The organism is Kitasatospora sp. NPDC047058 (assembly GCF_040643935.1).
Lineage (GTDB): Bacteria > Actinomycetota > Actinomycetes > Streptomycetales > Streptomycetaceae > Kitasatospora.
The window spans coordinates 1-16,167 of the sequence record NZ_JBEYVJ010000078.1 but is presented as its reverse complement, the minus strand read 5'-3'; the positions used below and the strand labels follow the sequence as shown (position 1 = coordinate 16,167).

14 protein-coding genes are annotated in these 16,167 nt (G+C 75.9%); 6 read left to right on the top strand and 8 right to left on the bottom strand.

Annotated features, from left to right (window positions below; all coding sequences use genetic code 11):
* Positions 1–37: 37 nt before the first annotated feature.
* The 3 genes from ABZ885_RS15060 to ABZ885_RS15050 form a co-directional block, all read right to left on the bottom strand.
* A complete protein-coding gene (locus ABZ885_RS15060; RefSeq protein ID WP_360187766.1) occupies positions 38–550 on the bottom strand; it encodes a GNAT family N-acetyltransferase in 513 nt (170 codons plus the stop codon).
* Positions 551–1,930, bottom strand: coding sequence for a DUF6271 family protein (locus ABZ885_RS15055; RefSeq protein WP_360187764.1), 1,380 nt, complete (start codon positions 1,928–1,930; stop codon positions 551–553).
* 334 nt (positions 1,931–2,264) lie between these two features.
* Positions 2,265–3,410, bottom strand: coding sequence for a serine hydrolase domain-containing protein (locus ABZ885_RS15050; RefSeq protein WP_360187762.1), 1,146 nt, complete (start codon positions 3,408–3,410; stop codon positions 2,265–2,267).
* Between the two features lie 175 nt (positions 3,411–3,585).
* Here ABZ885_RS15050 and ABZ885_RS15045 point away from each other — a divergent pair, with 175 nt between their 5' ends.
* Together ABZ885_RS15045 and ABZ885_RS15040 are read left to right on the top strand one after the other, a co-directional pair.
* Positions 3,586–5,100, top strand: coding sequence for a serine/threonine-protein kinase (locus ABZ885_RS15045; RefSeq protein WP_360187760.1), 1,515 nt, complete (start codon positions 3,586–3,588; stop codon positions 5,098–5,100).
* 181 nt (positions 5,101–5,281) lie between these two features.
* Positions 5,282–6,268: an aldo/keto reductase gene (locus tag ABZ885_RS15040; RefSeq protein WP_360187758.1), complete on the top strand. Its 987-nt coding sequence runs from the start codon at positions 5,282–5,284 to the stop codon at positions 6,266–6,268.
* Between the two features lie 102 nt (positions 6,269–6,370).
* On the opposite strand, the gene ABZ885_RS15035 is transcribed toward ABZ885_RS15040, so the two are convergent.
* From ABZ885_RS15035 to ABZ885_RS15025, 3 genes are all read right to left on the bottom strand, one after another.
* On the bottom strand, positions 6,371–7,633 hold the full coding sequence (locus tag ABZ885_RS15035; RefSeq protein ID WP_360187791.1) for a VWA-like domain-containing protein: 1,263 nt from the start codon (positions 7,631–7,633) through the stop codon (positions 6,371–6,373).
* A gap of 50 nt (positions 7,634–7,683) precedes the next feature.
* Positions 7,684–8,976, bottom strand: coding sequence for an AAA family ATPase (locus ABZ885_RS15030; RefSeq protein ID WP_360187756.1), 1,293 nt, complete (start codon positions 8,974–8,976; stop codon positions 7,684–7,686).
* Between the two features lie 63 nt (positions 8,977–9,039).
* On the bottom strand, positions 9,040–10,521 hold the full coding sequence (locus ABZ885_RS15025) for a hypothetical protein (RefSeq protein WP_360187754.1): 1,482 nt from the start codon (positions 10,519–10,521) through the stop codon (positions 9,040–9,042).
* A gap of 185 nt (positions 10,522–10,706) precedes the next feature.
* On the opposite strand from ABZ885_RS15025, the gene ABZ885_RS15020 reads away from it, so the two are divergent.
* Positions 10,707–11,312, top strand: a complete 606-nt coding sequence (locus ABZ885_RS15020; RefSeq protein ID WP_360187752.1) for a TetR/AcrR family transcriptional regulator — start codon at positions 10,707–10,709, stop codon at positions 11,310–11,312.
* Between the two features lie 97 nt (positions 11,313–11,409).
* A complete protein-coding gene (locus tag ABZ885_RS15015; protein WP_360187750.1) occupies positions 11,410–11,982 on the top strand; it encodes a DUF4188 domain-containing protein in 573 nt (190 codons plus the stop codon).
* On the opposite strand, the gene ABZ885_RS15010 is transcribed toward ABZ885_RS15015, so the two are convergent.
* Positions 11,979–13,232 carry an SUKH-4 family immunity protein gene (locus tag ABZ885_RS15010; RefSeq protein ID WP_360187748.1) on the bottom strand — a complete coding sequence of 418 codons (1,254 nt, stop codon included), beginning with the start codon at positions 13,230–13,232 and terminating at the stop codon, positions 11,979–11,981. The two genes, ABZ885_RS15015 and ABZ885_RS15010, sit on opposite strands and share 4 nt — an antisense overlap.
* A 193-nt stretch (positions 13,233–13,425) precedes the next feature.
* Between ABZ885_RS15010 and ABZ885_RS15005 the strand changes: the two genes are divergently transcribed.
* Positions 13,426–14,106, top strand: coding sequence for a C39 family peptidase (locus tag ABZ885_RS15005; RefSeq protein ID WP_360187746.1), 681 nt, complete (start codon positions 13,426–13,428; stop codon positions 14,104–14,106).
* A 64-nt stretch (positions 14,107–14,170) separates the two neighbouring features.
* Here ABZ885_RS15005 and ABZ885_RS15000 read toward each other — a convergent pair whose 3' ends face one another.
* Positions 14,171–15,028, bottom strand: coding sequence for a hypothetical protein (locus tag ABZ885_RS15000; RefSeq protein WP_360187744.1), 858 nt, complete (start codon positions 15,026–15,028; stop codon positions 14,171–14,173).
* Between the two features lie 372 nt (positions 15,029–15,400).
* Between ABZ885_RS15000 and rpe the strand changes: the two genes are divergently transcribed.
* Positions 15,401–16,075 carry a ribulose-phosphate 3-epimerase gene (rpe, locus tag ABZ885_RS14995; protein ID WP_360187742.1) on the top strand — a complete coding sequence of 225 codons (675 nt, stop codon included), beginning with the start codon at positions 15,401–15,403 and terminating at the stop codon, positions 16,073–16,075.
* The last annotated feature ends 92 nt before the right edge of the window (positions 16,076–16,167 follow it).

Here is a 16,167-nt window from a genome sequence, read left to right as displayed (position 1 = left end):
CGGCCGGCGCCGCCGTTTCGAAGGAGGTGACCGGGCGTCAGACCGCCATCGACATGTAGACCGCGCGCCCGCCGTAGCACGCCGGGACGGCGACCTCGCGGTGGCGGCGGTAGCCGAGCATGCCGAGCAGGATGTCGCTGCGCCGCACCGCCACCATCGAGATCCGCTCGAAGCCCCCGCCCCGCGCCTCCTCCCGGAGGTGGCGCATGAACCGCAGGGCGACGTCCCTGCTGCGCCACTCCTCGGCGATGACCAGGTCGTGGACGTGGAGGTTGCGGGGCGGATCGTCGGCCGGCGGGGCGGCGGGCTCCACCGTGCCGAGCTCCGGGCAGCGGTAGAGGGGGTACGGCAGGCTCAGCAGGTAGCCGATGACCCGGCCGCCGTGCTCCACCACGTAGCAGGTGTCGGGGGAGGAGCGGCCCCGGGCCCGGAGGGACGCCCCGCCCTCGGAGAGGCCGTCCGCGGCGTAGGCGGCGGCCTCCAGCTCCACCACGGTGTCCCAGTCGGCCTCGGCCAGCCGGCGGAAGGTGAGGTCGAGGTCGCCGGGCATCTACTCCGACCCCTTGACGGCGGACCCTGCGGGGGCGGAGTCCCCGGCGCCGGGGGCGGCGCTGTCGCGGGCGGTGGTGCCGGGGGCGGCGGTGTCGCGGGCGGCCTTCACCAGTGGGCCCCATGCCTCGATGAGCCTGGCGAACGACTCGGCGTCCGCCTGAGCCTCGTCCAGCAGTTGCGCCCGCCGGGGTGCCAGGTGGTCGGCGAACTCGGCGTACCTGCCGCCGAGTTCGCGGTAGCCGCGGTCCAGGACGTCCAGTCGCCGGACGTTCTCCGCGCGGTCCCGGCCGGCGCTGCGCCGCACCGCGTCCAGGATCGCGTCGGCCCGCACGCGGTGCCGCTCGTCCAGCAGGGCGGCGCCGGTCGCGATCATCTCGCCGTAGACGGGGTGGAGGTAGAGCATGGAGAGCAGGAACCTGGTGAAGCGCAGCTGGTACGCGGTGAAGCCGGGGCCGGTCCGCCGGCCGGGGGTGTAGTGGTTCACGATGTGGCGGTTGTGCACGACCCCGGGCAGCGTGGCGTCGAGGGCGACGTGCAGCAGGAAGTAGTCGCTGCCGAGGGTCTCGGTCGCCGGTGGCAGTGGGACGCGCTCGTAGACCTCGTGGTCGAGCGCGATGTTGCACATGTCCACCCGCCAGATGTCGGGCGCGCCCAGCACCGACCGGTCGTGGGTGAACGGCTCGGTGCCGCCGCCGGTGAACGACGCCTCCACCAGCTCCTGCTTCTGCTCGTCCGACCAGACCGGCGGGGCCCACAGGCTCACCACGTCGTGGTAGACCTGCGGGTCCAGCTCCCTGATCTCGCCGACGTCGACGGAGAGTTCGCCGATGAACGAGCCGCCGACCAGCGACACCGGCTTCTCGGCGTCGGCCGGCTGCAGCTCGCTCGTGGAGACGTCGGCGGCGGCGTCGGCGGCGCGTCTGCCGAGGGTGAGCAGTTCGTGGTGGATCGGGAACACGGGTTCGCCGTGGAGGAGTTGGTAGGTGCTGTCGGAGTCGCGGCGGTGGACGGAGGTGCAGCCGAGGGCGGTGGCGAGGAGGAAGGCGCGGTTGGTGCAGGCGCCGTAGGAGACGGTGTCCGGGAGCATCAGGTCGAGCAGGTCGTCCGGTCCGGGGGCTCCGGAGCGGTGGATCACCGTGCGGAGGAAGGCGCGTTGCTGTTCCTCGTCCAGGTGGTGGACGGTGACGCCCGGCACCGGGGTCAATGCCCGGGCGGCGCGGGCGTGTTCGGCGCGGGACGGCGTGTCGGAGGAGTCCAGGACCAGCAGGTGGACCTCGGCGCCGAACCGCCCGGCCGCGTACGCCGCCTCGTCGCCGATCGCCGCGATCGTGTCGGCGCAGGGCCGGTTCGTGGGCAGGGCCAGACAGATTCTGCGCATGCCGGTTCTCCGTTCGGTGGGCGGTCGTGGGTCGTCCGTGACCGGCCGCCGGCGGTGGGGCGCGCGCGGAGGCGCGGCCGGCCGGGGCGGCAGGGGGGTGAGGGAGGTTCCCCCACGGTGGACTAGACCAACTTCGGGTGTCAATGACAGCGCCGGTGACTGCCGGAGGAGGCGAAGAACGTTGCCCGATGGGGCAGTTGGGAACGGCTGGCGGCGGCCCGCTGCCGACGCCGCGGGCGGCTGAGCGCACGGGCCGCCGTGGGCCTGGCGGTCGTGCGAAGCGGAGGGGGACGCCGGCGTCCGACGTCCCCCTCCGGCTGTCCCGGTCCCGGCCTCAGCCGCCGAGGGAGGCGCGGACCGCGTCGACCAGGCGGTTGGCCCGGGCGTCGCCGTGGCCGATCATGCGGTTGGCGACGTAGGCGAAGCCGACGCCGAACTCGTCGTCACCGAAGGCGAACTGGCCGCCGGCGCCGTCGTTGCCGAAGCTGCGGGCGCCGAGCATCGGACGGAAGGACGGCGACTCCAGCAGCACGCCGGAGCCCCAGCGGGCACCCATGTCGAAGCCCAGGAAGCCCGCGCCGGAGGAGAGTTCGCGGAGGGCGTCGGTCATGGTGGCGGGGGAGAGCAGGCGCTCGCCGCCGTCCAGCCCGGTGACGGCCGCCGCGTACAGGCCGGCCAGGCCGGTCGCGGAGGCGACGGCACCCGCGCCGGGCAGCTCGATCGCGTGCAGGTCGGGGTCGTTCCAGCCGTGCGGCTCGTCCAGCCCGGGGAAGACCAGCGCACCGTTCATGGTGACGATCCGGGTCAGCAGGTGCTCGGGGCCGGGCATCGGGCGGCGGCCCTCGGCCTCCGCCAGCCGGGCCAGCCGGCCGAGTTCGGTGCCGGGCAGGCCGATCCAGGCGTCCAGGCCGAGCGGCCCGCCGATCTCCTTGCGGAAGAACGCCCCCGGGGTGAGGCCGGTGATCCGCCGGATCACCTCGCCGACCAGGAAGCCCAGCACGTGGCCGTGGTACTCGTACGTCGTGCCGGGCTCCCAGAGCGGCTGCTGCGCCTCGATCGCGCGGACGACGGGCGTCCAGGCGGCGATCTCCTCGAAGCCGAGCACCGCGTCCAGGGCGGGGACGCCCGCGCGGTGGCCGAGCACCATCCGGCAGGTGACGGCCTCCTTGCCGTGCTGCGCGAACTCCGGCCAGTAGCGGCTCACCGGGGCGTCCAGGTCCAGCCGGCCCTGCTGGGCCAGCAGGTGGGCGCAGACGGCGACCAGGCCCTTGGCACAGGAGAACACCGGGACGAGGGTGTCCGCCTGCCAGGCGCGCCCGGTGCGTTCGTCCGCCACCCCGCCCCACAGCTCGGCGACCTTCCGCCCGCCGGCGAACACCGTCACCGCGGAGCCGAGTTCGGGGAAGTCGGCGTGGTTGCGGGCGAAGGCGTCGGCGACGGCGCCGAACCGCTCGTCGGCCCAGCCGTGGAGGTGCTGCACGGTGCTCGTCCTGTTCTTCGGGTGCGGTTGTGCGGGCACGACGCTTCGGGCCGGCACGGACGCGCCGGCGTCGGGACCGTCGGCGTGCCCACGGTACGTGGCGCCTGCCCGCGGGCGGAACCGATTTGACGGGGCGCCAGTCCCGGCACGGGGCCGTGGCGCTAGGGTGAGCCCCGTGACAGGGGTGAACGGGGCACTGGTCGGGGGTCGTTACCAGCTCCAGGAGCTGATCGGCCAGGGCGGCATGGGGCGGGTCTGGCGCGGCTGGGACACCACCCTGGGGCGCGACGTCGCCGTGAAGGAGGTGCTGATCCCGCAGGGCGTCACCGAGGCCGAGCGCGAGCAGCTCGTCCAGCGCGTGCTGCGCGAGGCGCGGGCCGCCGCCCGGCTCAACCACCCCGGGATCATCACCGTCCACGACGTGGCCGAGCACGAGGGCGCGCCGGTCATCGTGATGGAGTTCGTCACCGGGGCCTCGCTGGGCACCGTCATCGCCCGCGACGGCGCGCTGCCGGTGGCGCGGGTGGCGGAGATCGGCGTGGCGATGGTCAAGGCGCTCCGGCAGGCCCACGCGGCGGGCATCGTCCACCGTGACCTCAAGCCGGACAACGTCCTGCTGATGGGCGAGCGGGTGATCCTGACCGACTTCGGCATCGCGCACATGGCCGACGCCACCACGGCGCTGACCCGCACCGGCACGGTCATCGGCACGCCCGCCTACATGGCCCCCGAGCAGTTGGAGGGGAGGCCGGCGGCGCCCGCCAACGACCTCTGGTCGCTCGGCGCGACGCTGTACGCGGCGGTCGAGGGCGAGATGCCGTTCAGCGGGGACACCTTCGGGGCGCTGTGCGTGGCCGTGGTGACGAAGGAGCCGCGACCGGCCGTCCGCGCGGGCGCGCTGGCGCCGCTGCTGGCCGCGCTGCTGGCCAAGGACCCGGCGCAGCGGGCGTCGGCGGAGCAGGCGCTGGCGGCGCTGGACGCGGTGGCGCGGACGGGGGCCGCGGCGGGGGCCGGCGCGGGGGCGTTCGGTCCGCCGGTGCCGACGGCGCCGGACGTCGCGGCGGGCGGCGCGGTGTGGGTCCCGGCCCAGGGCGGGGCGGGGGCTCCGGCGACACCGCCGGTGCCGCAGGCCGTTGCGGTGCCGCAGGCCGGTGCGCTGCCGCCGACCGCGCCGGTGCCGCAGGCGGTTGTGGTGCCGCCGGTGCCGTCGTTCGGGCCGGCCGCCCACCCCGGGGCGTTCCCCGGACCGCCGGCCGCGGCGCCGACCGCGGTGGCACCGGCCCCCGACCGGTCGGCTCCGCAGGTGGCGGCGGCCGTGCTGGTGCGCTTCATCGGGAGCTTCGCCCTGATCTGGATCACCGGCACCGCCCTGCCGTGGAACTACCTGGACCTGGTGCGGGACGACCTGCTGCCGATCGCCCTCGGCACCACGGCCGTGCTCGCCGTGCTGCACGCGGTGCCCTGGCCGCGCTGGCACCCGATGGCGGTGTGGGCGGCGGTGGTCCTCGCGGACCTGGGCCTCTGGTTCCTGACCGGTTCGCTGATGGAGGCGTGGCTCGGCGGCTGGGACACGGGCTTCGGCGAAGCCCCGTGGCAGATCGCCGTCAACATGCTGATCCTCGGCACCGGCGCCTGGCTGCTCTGGCTCCTGGTGCCCGGCAGCCGCCGCCCGGCGGCGCACCCCCGGTAGACCCGGCGCGTCGTCAGCTCCCTTCAGGCGCGGTGCGAGTGGGGCGCACGGGACCGTGCGCGGTCGGAGGCCGTGTCCGGGCCGGCGGCGCCTGGCCGGTTTCGGACGATCTTCGCCCGGTGCAGGCCTGCCCGGCGGAATGTGCTGGACAGCGGTGGCAGCGCGGCCGAAGGTGGGCGGCATGGAGTTCACCCACCTCGGCCGCACCGGCCTGACCGTCTCCCGACTCTGCCTGGGCACCATGAACTTCGGCCCGCACACCGAGGAGTCGGACGCCCACCTGATCATGGACAGCGCCCACGACCGGGGCATCAACTTCTTCGACACCGCCAACGCCTACGGCCGCGACAGCGAAGGAAACCTGAAGGGCCGCACCGAGGAGATCATCGGCAGATGGTTCGCCCAGGGCGGCGGCCGCCGCGAGCGGACCGTGCTCGCCACCAAGGCGTACGCGCCGATGGGCGACTGGCCCAACGAGGGGCGGCTCTCCGCGCTCGCCGTCCGGCGGGCCGTGGAGGCCAGCCTGCGCCGTCTCGGCACCGACCACATCGACCTCCTCCAGATGCACCACATCGACCGCGACACGCCCTGGGAGGAGATCTGGCAGGCGATGGAGGTCCTGGTCGCCCAGGGCAAGGTCATCTACGTCGGCTCCAGCAACTTCGCCGGCTGGCACCTCGCCCAGGCCCAGGAGGCCGCCCGGGCCCGGCACTTCCTCGGACTGGTCAGCGAGCAGTCCCTCTACAACCTGATCGACCGCACGGTCGAGCTGGAGGTCATCCCCGCGCTCCAGCACTACGGCCTCGGCCTGCTGCCCTGGGGTCCGCTCCGCAGCGGCCTGCTCGGCGGCGTCCTGCGCAAGGAGCGCGAGGGCCTCGCCGTACGCGGGGTCAGCGGCCACGCCGGCCAGATCCTGGACGCCAACCGCGAGCGCATCCAGGCCTACGAGGACCTCGCCGACGAGCTCGGCCTGGACCCGGCCGTCCTCGGTCTCGCCTGGCTGCTCGGCCGGCCCGCCGTCACCGCGCCGATCGTCGGCCCGCGGACCCTGGCCCACCTCGACACGGCGGAAGCCGCGCTCGACGTCGAGCTCGACCAGAAGACGCTGGACCGGCTGGACGAGCTCTTCCCCGGCCACAAGCCGGCCCCGGAGGACTACGCCTGGTAGGCCCGTCCGACCAACCCCGCCGGGGCGGGGCCGGGGCCGGGTGCGTACGGTGCCCGGCCCCCGCCGGCCCCGCCCCGTCCGGCGGGGCTGCTGCGGCGGGGCTCATCCGGAGGCGGACCCGATCTCCACCACCCGCGCCCACTCCGGCGGCAGGTCCGGCCGGTAGTCGGGATCGTCCTCGGCCCAGGACGGGATTCCGGACCGCCGCGGGAACAGGCCGATGACCGTCCGGCACGGCGGCCGGGAGTCCGGCCAGCGGGTCTGGCCGTCGGTCAGCACCACCAGGACGTCCGGCCGGGGCCGCAGGCCGAGGGCCCTGGTGAAGCCCGCCCGCAGGTTGGTGCCCCCGCCGCCCACCAACGGGATCCCCTCCGCGCGGCAGAGCGGGTGCACGACCCGGGCCGCCGCGTCGCAGGGCAGCACGGTGACCAGGTCGCGCCGGCCGCCCACGGCCCGGGAGATCGCCGTCACCTCCAGCAGCGCGCTGCCCAGTTCGGCGTCGCTGACCGAGCCGGAGGTGTCGACCACCACCGCGACCCGGGGCGGCCTGCGCCGCAGGCTCGGCAGCACGGCCCCGGGCAGCGCCGCCGAGCGCCGCGCGGGGCGGCCGTAGCTGTAGTCCTCGCCCGCGCCGGCACCGGACACCGCCGAGCGGACCGCGGCGCCCAGCAACTCCCGCCACGGCTGCGGCGGGTGGAACACCTCCTCGGCCCAGCGCCGCCACCCCTTCGAGGCCGACCCCGGCCGGCCGGTGATGCCCTGCGCCACCCGGAACCGGACGGCGTCCCGCTCCTGCGCGCTGAGCCCGTGCGCGCCGTCCGGGCCGAGGTCCCACTCCCGGTCGAGCCCGTCGGCACCGCTGCCGCAGTCCAGCCAGGCCAGGAGTTCGGTGTGCTGCCCGAGCCGGAACCGGCGCAGGTAGTCCTCCATCAGCAGGCCGTCCGGCAGCCCCAACACCTCCGGCAGGGCGGCGTCCCGGGGCGTGACCAGCCCGTCGCCGAACGCGTCGTCGTTGATCTCGAAGTCCGCGGCGATGTTCATCCGGAGGCGGTCCGCCGGGCCGGTCAGACCGCGCTCGCGGGCCACCCGGTCGCTGCGGCCGTGGTGGTCGCGCAGCAGGTGCGACACCTCGTGCACCCAGACGGCGGCGAGGTCCTCCACCGGCGTGCGGGCGACGAACGCCGGCGAGACGTAGCAGCGCCAGTGCCGGTCGACGGCCATCGTCGGGACGTGCCGGGACTCGACGGGGTGCAGGGCGAACAGCGCGGTCGCCAGGTAGGGCCGGGCCCGGGCGGCACAGAGCCGCGCGGCGAAGAGCTTCTCGCGGTCGAGCGCCCCGGGGCCCGCCGCTGCCGCCGGGCGCACTGCCGGGCCCGGGCGCACCGCCGGGCCCGGGCGCACCGTCGTGTCCGGGTTCACCGGCCCGCCTTGGCGGCGACCGCCGCGACCCGGTCGGCCGCCCGGTCCGCCCGCGTGGACAGGGTCACCGCCCCGGCGAGCGTCTCGATCGACGCCGGGACGTCCCAGTCCTCCCGCCGCAGCGAGGCGAGCGTGGTGGCCGGGACGACCACGAGGTCCGGGGCGCCCGTCTCCAGCGCCCGGACCAGCAGCGCCCAGGCCGCGTCCCAGCGGGCCCGCTCCGGGCGTTCGCGCACCGCGGCCACCACGCCGTCGAGCACGGCCTGCCGCAGGTCCCCCCGTTCGGGCAGGTCGGCGGCCGCCGGGTCGGCGAGCAGCGTCTCGGGGTCGGGGAGGTCCATCCGGTCCAGGCTCGCCAGCAGCTCCAGGCCGGGGCCGTCCCCCACGGTGCCCCGGACCAGCAGGGAGAGGACCTCCCGGGAGGAGCCGGCCGCGGTCGCGAAGGCGATCAGGGAGAGCGTCATGTCCCAGCTCCGGGGCGACGGCCACGCGCCGCCCCGGCGGCTCTCGTTGCTCGGCAGCCGGTGCACCAGCGCGGGGCGGGCGGTGAGCAGTCCGCACACCGCCCGGCGGGCGAAGGCCACCGCCTCCGGCAGCCGTTCCGGGTCCAGCCGGGGCAGGGTGGCCCGGGGCCAGGTGCCGCCGAGGCCGCGCACCACGACCTCGTGATCGTGCGTCCACTGCAGGTGGACGAACCGGTTGGCCAGCGGCGGGCTCAGCTCCCAGCCGTCCGCCGCCGAGGCGCGCGGATTGGCCGCGGCCACGATCCGGACCCCGGGCGGCAGTTGCAGGGAGCCGATCCGCCGCTCCAGGACGAGGCGGAGCAGCGCGGCCTGGACGGCCGGCGGGGCGGTGGACAGCTCGTCCAGGAACAGCAGCCCCCGGCCGGACCGGACCAGCCGGACCGCCCAGTCCGGCGGGGCCATCGGGACGCCCTGTTCGGCGGGATCGTCGCCGAGCAGCGGCAGCCCGGAGAAGTCGGACGGCTCGTGCACGCTGGCGATCACCGTGGTCAGCGGGAGGTCCAGGGCGGCGGCGAGCTGGGTGAGCGCCGCGGTCTTGCCGATGCCGGGCTCGCCCCAGAGCAGCACCGGGAGGTCGGCGGCCACGGCGAGGGTCAGGGCCTCCAGCTGGACGTCGTCACGCGGCTCGGTGGTGGTGTCGCGCAGCAGGGCCGACAGGGCGCCGGCCACGTCGAGTTGGGCGGGCGCAGGCGCAGGCGCAGGTGCGGGTGCGGGTGCGGGCAGGGCAGGCGCGGACGTGGGTGCGGGCAGGGTGGACGTGGGCATGTTCGATCACCTCGGGGGTTCGTGGACGGGCATGACGGTGCGCCGCGCGACGGGCGCGGGAGGTCAGCGGAAGGTGGCGTGACGCCGGCGGGAGCCGTTGCGGTTGCGGCTGTGGTTGCGGGCCCAGACCTGCGGCGGCCGCGGGACCGGTCCGGGGACGAGGCCGGGCTCGACCAGGCCGGCCCGGAACAGCCCGTGGAGGACCCGCCGCTCCGCGGCCGCCTGCAGTTCGTCCTGGAGGGCGCCGCTGCGCAGCACCGCGCCGGGGCCGAGCAGGCCCTCGACGACGGCCAGCGCACCGGCGGTGTCGCCGTGGTCCAGGCGTTCGCGGACCCCGCTGAGGCACTCCGGCCGGCGGTGCGCCTGGTCGACGGCCTGCAGACAGGGCAGCGGCGTGCCGCCCAGGGCGGCCAGCAGCTCCTCGCGGCGGAGCTCGGCCGGGTCGTGGTCCAGCGGCGACAGGACGCCGTCGACCAGCCCGATCCGGTGCCGGGCGCCCCGGCAGTCGACGAACCGCGGCCCGGCCGCGTCGGCGGCCGGGAGCCCCGCGGCCGGTCCGGTCGGCCCGTGGTCCGGCGCCAGGGCCGCGGCGACCAGGGGATGCAGCCGGTCGGCCCCGATCGCGCCGGTGCGGAGCAGTTCGAGGTCGGGCAGCACCCAGGTCGCCGCGTCGGGGAGGACCGGCAGCGCGGCGGCGCCGGCCGGCGCCCGGCGCAGGCCGGGCAGTCCGCCGACGGGTCCGTCCGCGCTCCGGTCCGCGTCCAGGTCCAGGTCCAGGTCGATGTCCGGGGTCGGGTCCGGGGCCGCGCCGAGGTCCAGTACCAGCCGGTGCCGGCCGCCCAGCCGGACGGCGACGGGGCCGGCCGTCCGGCCCTCGGCGTGGAGCAGGAGGCGCGCCTCGGCCGCCCACCGGCCGACGGCCCAGTGCTGCGGCAGGGGCAGCGCCCCTAGGGCGTCCGGACCCTCCGCCGGCATGTCACCTTCCGGTGGCCGGTCCGCCCCGGAGCGGACCCGCAGCTCACCGGAGCGCTGCGCGTCCCACAGATGGCGGTGCAGGTCGAGGCGGAACCGTCGGTTGGGGCGGGGGTGCGGATGGAGGCGGGTGCCCGGGTCGCCGCGGGAGCCGTCCCACAGCGCCAGGCTGACCCGCTGGCCGCCGTCAGCCCAGGCCGGCGGCGTCCGGGCCACCAGGTGCACCGGGCCGGCCCGGTCGCCCGCGCCGGTGTCGTACCGCGCGAGCGTGACGGTCAGGCCCGGGCGCAGCAGTCCGTCGGGAGCGATCCTCGGCAGGTGCCAGCGCAGCAGGTCGGGAGCCAGCCGGCGCAGATCGGCCCGGACCTGCGCGGCGAGCGCCCGGCCCCGGGTGCGGGTCACGGTACGCAGGTCGACATCGGCGTCGAAACCGGCGGCGGCGCACGCCCCCGCCCAGTCCCCGACGGATCGGCGGGCGGTCGCAGTCTCGATCACGGAGGGCGGCACGGCGAACTCGCGCACGCGCAGCCAGAAGGACAGTCGGGAATCCCCGTTCGCGGTGTGAGTGGGCATCAGCACTCACCTTGCGCGGAACGGGCCCCCAATCGCGAGAGGGAGGAAGTCGTCATCGCGGGCGAGCCTAGCGCCGGTCCCGGTGATCCGCCAGAGGTTTTCCGCCGCCCTGCTGCCCCGCCGCCCGCCGCCCCGGCAGCGGAGCGCGGCGCCTGCCCCGGCGAGCTGTGGTAGCACTTGCTGCCATGACGGAGAGGCCGGCCCGGCGGGGCAGTTATCACCACGGTTCGCTGCCCGAGGCGCTGGTCACAGCGGCGCTCGAGGTACTGGACGAGGCCGGGTCGGACGCGGTCGGGATGCGGGAGGTGGCCCGCCGGGCGGGGGTGTCGGCCGGGGCGCCGTTCCGGCATTTCGCCGACCGGCAGGCCCTGTTGACGGCCCTGGCGGACCGGGTGCTGGCCGATTTCGCGCGGTGGCAGCTGGCCGCGGCCGGGGAGGGGGACGGGCGGTCGGCGATGCGGGCGGTCGGGCTCGGGGTCGTCCGGTACGTGCTGCGCCACCCGCACCGGTTCGAGCTGCTCCGGTCGCGGGTGTTCGCGTCGTCCTGGCAGCCGGAGTTGCGGGAGCGGCTGTCCGGGATCGACGCGGCGCTCACCTGCTTCATCGTCGCGGACCAGGAGGCGGGCCTGCTGAAGCCCGGGGATCCGGAGCTGGTCGGGCTGGCCGGGCAGGCGCTGGTGTACGGGCTCGCACAGATGATCATCGACGGGTACCTGCCGCCGGAGAAGGCGGAGGAGCTGGCCGTGCAGGTGCTGGACACCTTCGGCCAAGGGATCGCCAACCGGCCGTAACCGGTGGGTATTTGAGCTTGCGCGGAGCCTTGACCGGACTGTCGGCCGCTGATGTAATCACCGCTTACATAGGGCGAGGGGACAGCTGGAGGCAGACGTGTCAGCGAAACCGATTCCGGGCCACACCACCGCGGCCGCCACCGGCGACACCGTGGTGCTGCTGATCGGGATGCGCATCAACCGCTTCTGGGCCGTGCACCACTGGGGGCCGGTGATGCTGGCCATGTTCCGGATGCTGCAGGAGCTGGCCGAGGACCCGTCCCGCGGGCTGCGCGGGCGCGTCCTGCTGACCGCCTCGCCGCGCACCTACTACGTGGTCCAGTACTGGGAGTCCAAGGAGAAGCTCTACCGGTACGCCGCCGCGCCGGACGCCTTCCACCGCAAGGCCTGGGGCATCGTCAACCGCAAGCTGAAGGCCGGGAAGACCCGGCAGCACGTCGGGCTCTGGCACGAGACGTACGTCGCGCCGGAGGGTTCCTACGAGGCGATCTACTTCGACATGCCGCCGTTCGGGCTCGCCGGGGCCACCGGCTCGCTGCCGATCGAGCGCCGCGGGCGCCGCGCGGCGGACCGGTTCGCCTACCGCTCGAAGGCGGCCGCCGCCCCCGCGGAGGAGGCCGGGGCCGAGGCCGGGGCCGCCGAGGTCACCGAGGCCGCCGAGACCCCCTAAAGCAGGCCGCCCATGTGGTCGTCGTCGGCGAGGAGCTGCCAGGAGTGGTCGGGGCCGGCGAACGCCTCCGGGTCGAGCGCCGCGACCACGCCCACGGCCACGCCGTCGAGGAGTGCCGCCGGGTCGAAGACCTGCCAGACGTCCTTGGCGCGGCCGTAGTCCCACCACCGCCGTTCGGCGCGCAGCCGCTCGCACGTCCAGACGGCGTAGACGAGGGCGGAGACGTCCCGGTTGAGGTAGGCCTCGGGTATGCCGGGGTCGTTCCAGGCCGGGAGCTCCACGCGGCCGGTGGCGCCGTCGAGGGCGATCTCCAGGTCGTGCGGCCAGCCGGCCAGGGCGAGGTGGTGGCGCTGGTGGTCCCGCTCCCACTTCTGCGGGTCGGGGGCGGGGCCGTCGGCGGGGGCGAAGTAGTCGGGGTAGGCCTCGGCCATGGTGATCAGCGGGCCGTCCGCGTGGACGCCCAGCATCGCACCGCCGAGCGGCAGGCCGATCTCGGTCAGCAGCCGACGGGTCGGTGCGTGGGTGAGCCCGGCCGGCAGCTCCTCCGGACGGAAGCGGCGGACCCGCCCGTCGGCGGCGAGCGCGGCGAGGTCGGCGACCAGCTCCGGCCCGACCTCGTACGCGAGCGCGCCCGGCCCGCCGGGCAGCGCGCCCCAGGCGAGCGAGCGGACCAGCAGCGCCGTCTCCCAGTGCGGGGGGACGGCGTCGCCGTACGCCTCGAAGAGCGCCGGGTCGATCGCGCGCAGCCGCGCCCGGACCACCTCGACCACCTCCGCGACGACCGCCGGCCCGCGGGCCCCCTCGATCGCCTCCGGCTCCTCGGCCGCCAGCGCCACCGCGTCGACCTCGCGCATCAGCTCGACCAGGGCGGGCAGCCCGGTGGCGAGCACGTCCCGGCGGAGCGAGCCGCGGCGGCGGGAGGCGAGGAGGACCTCGCCGGTCACCCCGTCGAGGACGACGGCGTCGCCCGCGATGGCGGTGTGGGCGGTGTAGGTCGTCTCGCCGAGGACGAACAGCAGCTCCCCGCCGTCACCGTCCGCGCCGGTGCCGTCCCGGCCTGCGCCGGCACCGTCCTCGGGGGTGAAGGGCTCCAGGACGGGCGCGTCGAGGGCGTAGAAGTCCAGGAAGGCCACGGCTTCGGGCAGGCCCTCGTGGAGCAGGAACTCCCGGCTGGGCCGGTGTGTCAGCCCCGCGGGCAGCTGCTCGGGCGTGAGTTGCAGGCGCGCGTCCCAGTCCTGCTCGATGCCCATGCCCGCCCCCCGTGTCGACGTCCTTGATCTTGGTGACCCGGACCGACCCTAGCGGGCGGGTCCGACAGCCCGACGGCGGGGGCCGGGGGACGGGGCGGCGCCCGGGCGGGGACGGGGGACGGACGGGGAAGAGGCCCGTGGGACAGGAGTGTCGCGGGACGGCTGTGACCGGCGGGCGTGAGAGCGTCGGGGGATGGGGACGGTCGAGGAGCAGGAGAGCGGCGGCGGCGCGGCCGTGGTGCACGACGTGCCGTACTACGCGCAGTGGGAGTCGCCGGGGCTGGTGCGGGAGATCGTGGGCGGCGCGGTGAGCGCGGCGGACGACCCGCGCTGGGGCGAGTCGGGGGCGGCCACGCCGGAGGAGTACGAGTACTGGTCGTGGCGGCTCTGCGGGGTGGCCTGCCTGCGGATGGCGCTGGACCACTGGTGGGGCGTGGCGCCGACCGCGATGAAGCTGGCCGCGGAGTGCCTGGAGGCCGGCGCGTACGAACGGGACGGCGAGCGGTTGCGCGGCCTGATCCACACGCCGTTCGCCGGGTACGTCCGCGAGCGGTGGGGACTGGCCGCGCAGGCCCGTGAGTTGACGCCCGGGGAGGTGGCCGCGGAGGTGGCCGGCGGACGGCTGGTGATGCTGTCGGTGCACCCGGCGATCCGCGACCCGGAGGGGCCCGACCCCCAACGGCGCGGCGGGCACCTGGTGCTGGCCGTGGGCACCACGGGCACGGCGCTGGTGATCCACAACCCGTCCGGCTTCGCGGGCGTGTCGCAGGCCTACGCGCACGTGCCGTGGCGGCAGTTCGACCGGTTCTACGCGGGCCGGGGGATCGTGCTCGGCCCGCCCGGGGCGGAGGGGACCGTCCCGGGCGGTACGTGACCCCGGCGGTACGTGACCCCGGTGGTACGTGGCCCCCGGCGGTACGTGACCTCGGGCGGCGCGGTCAGGTGGTGCTGGCGGGCAGCCCGATCGGGTTGACCGGGGGCAGCGCGCCGCGACAGAGCGCCGAGATCGGCTTGAGCGCGGCGGCGAGCCGGTCGAGTTCGGCGCGCGGGTGGTTCTCCCAGACGCGGGCGGCGGCCAGGTCGGTCGCGGCCTCCAGGGCTTGGTGGCGGATCCGCCCGGACTCGGTGATCGTGCCGCGCTCGGTCAGCCAACCGCGTTCCGCCAGGCGGGCGGTGGCCGCGTCCCACTCGTCGTCGGTCCAGCCGCGGAACGGCTGCAGCGCCTCGCGGCGGACGTCCAGCGCGCACCGCACCACCAGCGCCTCGCAGCCGTCCAGCCCGGCCGAGACCAGCGCGGCGACGTGGCCGTCGCCCCGGTGCTCGCGCATCACGGTGGCGGCCTGCCAGAGCCGCCCGTGCACCCCGGCCGGGCGGGGGAGCACCGCGTTGGCGGCGGCCAGCACCCGGCCGGCGCAGTCCAGCCGGGCGACGGCCCGCTCCAGCAGGTCGGCGGCCAGCTCGACCTGCTCCGGGTCGACGTGCTCCAGCAGCCGCGCGAGGGTCGTCGAGGCGCCGTCGATCCGGGCGGCCAGGACGGCCTCCGGGCCGGCGTGCTTCCACAGCTCCGGCAGCGCGCGCTCGACCATGGCGGGGGCGAAGTTGAAGAACGCGGCGATCACCGGCGGCGCCTCCACCGCGCCCAGCGGAGCGGACCGGCCGCCGAAGTAGCCGCGCCAGGAGCCGCGCAGCCCGGCGGCCTCGAAGGCGGCGCGGCCCTCGGGGGAGAAGTAGGTGACGGCGTGCACCGGCTCGAAGAGCCACCACAGGGCGCGGGCGGGATGGACCAGTTCGGTCAACGGAAGGCCTTCCTCGGGCGGGCACGGAGTGCGCGGGGCGTCGTCGGTGCCGGGAGTGGGGGCGGTGCGTGGTACGGAGGTGCGGAGGTGCGGTGCGGGTTGTGTGGTGCCGGGGTCGGTGGTGCGTGTGCGCGGAGCGGGCGGGGCGGGTGGCGTCGTGCGGGCCGGGGGCCGGCGGCGGGCCGACACGGGCGCTGCACAGGGCTGATGACCACGGCGGCGGTCGCGGTAACCCCGCCCCGGGTGTGATGAGGGTCACGGCGGCGTCCCGCGGACCGGACGGGCCGGGTTTCGGTCGGGCCCGTTCCCCGCGAGATGATGGGGCGAGGTGCCCGCTCCCGGCACCGGACCCCTCGTTCGAAGGCATCGGTAATGGCGCAGATCAACCCCAGCATCCTGTCCGCGGACTTCGCCCGGCTCGCCGACGAGGCCGAGGCCGTCAGGGGTTCGGACTGGCTGCACGTCGACGTGATGGACAACCACTTCGTGCCCAACCTGACGCTGGGGGTCCCGATCGTGGAGTCGCTGGCCCGCGCCACCGACATCCCGCTCGACTGCCACCTGATGATCGAGGACCCGGATCGCTGGGCCCCCCAGTACGTCGAGGCCGGCGCCGGCTCCGTCACCTTCCACGTCGAGGCCGCCGCCGCGCCGGTCCGGCTCGCCCGCGAGATCCGGGCCAAGGGCGCCCGCGCCTCGATGGCGCTCAAGCCGGGCACGCCGATCGAGCCCTACGAGGACCTGCTGCCCGAGCTGGACATGCTGCTGATCATGACGGTCGAGCCGGGCTTCGGCGGGCAGGCCTTCCTCGACATCATGCTGCCGAAGATCCGCCGTACCCGGGAGCTGATCGACAAGCACGGGCTGGAGCTGTGGCTGCAGGTCGACGGCGGCGTCGCGGCGAGCACCATCGAGCGCTGCGCCGAGGCCGGCGCGGACGTCTTCGTGGCCGGTTCGGCCGTGTACGGGGCGGAGGACCCGGCCGAGGCGGTCGCCAAGCTGCGCGCGCTCGCCGACGCGGCGTCGGCGGACGCCTGGTGGGCTTGATCTTCGTGCTGCATGCCTCCGCCCTCCAGGTCGGCGTGGTGGCGATGGCCCAGTACCTCGGCATCCCGCTGCTCGGGCCGGTGGCCGGCGTC

Bases quoted from the DNA above. Each gene is read 5' to 3' on its own strand.
- ABZ885_RS15055 (WP_360187764.1), bottom strand. From the start codon at position 1,930: ATGCGCAGAATCTGTCTGGCCCTGCCCACGAACCGGCCCTGCGCCGAC.
- rpe (WP_360187742.1), top strand. From the start codon at position 15,401: ATGGCGCAGATCAACCCCAGCATCCTGTCCGCGGACTTCGCCCGGCTC.
- ABZ885_RS15030 (WP_360187756.1), bottom strand. From the start codon at position 8,976: ATGCCCACGTCCACCCTGCCCGCACCCACGTCCGCGCCTGCCCTGCCC.
- ABZ885_RS15025 (WP_360187754.1), bottom strand. From the start codon at position 10,521: ATGCCCACTCACACCGCGAACGGGGATTCCCGACTGTCCTTCTGGCTG.
- ABZ885_RS15005 (WP_360187746.1), top strand. From the start codon at position 13,426: ATGGGGACGGTCGAGGAGCAGGAGAGCGGCGGCGGCGCGGCCGTGGTG.
- ABZ885_RS15060 (WP_360187766.1), bottom strand. From the start codon at position 550: ATGCCCGGCGACCTCGACCTCACCTTCCGCCGGCTGGCCGAGGCCGAC.
- ABZ885_RS15010 (WP_360187748.1), bottom strand. From the start codon at position 13,232: ATGGGCATCGAGCAGGACTGGGACGCGCGCCTGCAACTCACGCCCGAG.
- ABZ885_RS15020 (WP_360187752.1), top strand. From the start codon at position 10,707: ATGACGGAGAGGCCGGCCCGGCGGGGCAGTTATCACCACGGTTCGCTG.
- ABZ885_RS15040 (WP_360187758.1), top strand. From the start codon at position 5,282: ATGGAGTTCACCCACCTCGGCCGCACCGGCCTGACCGTCTCCCGACTC.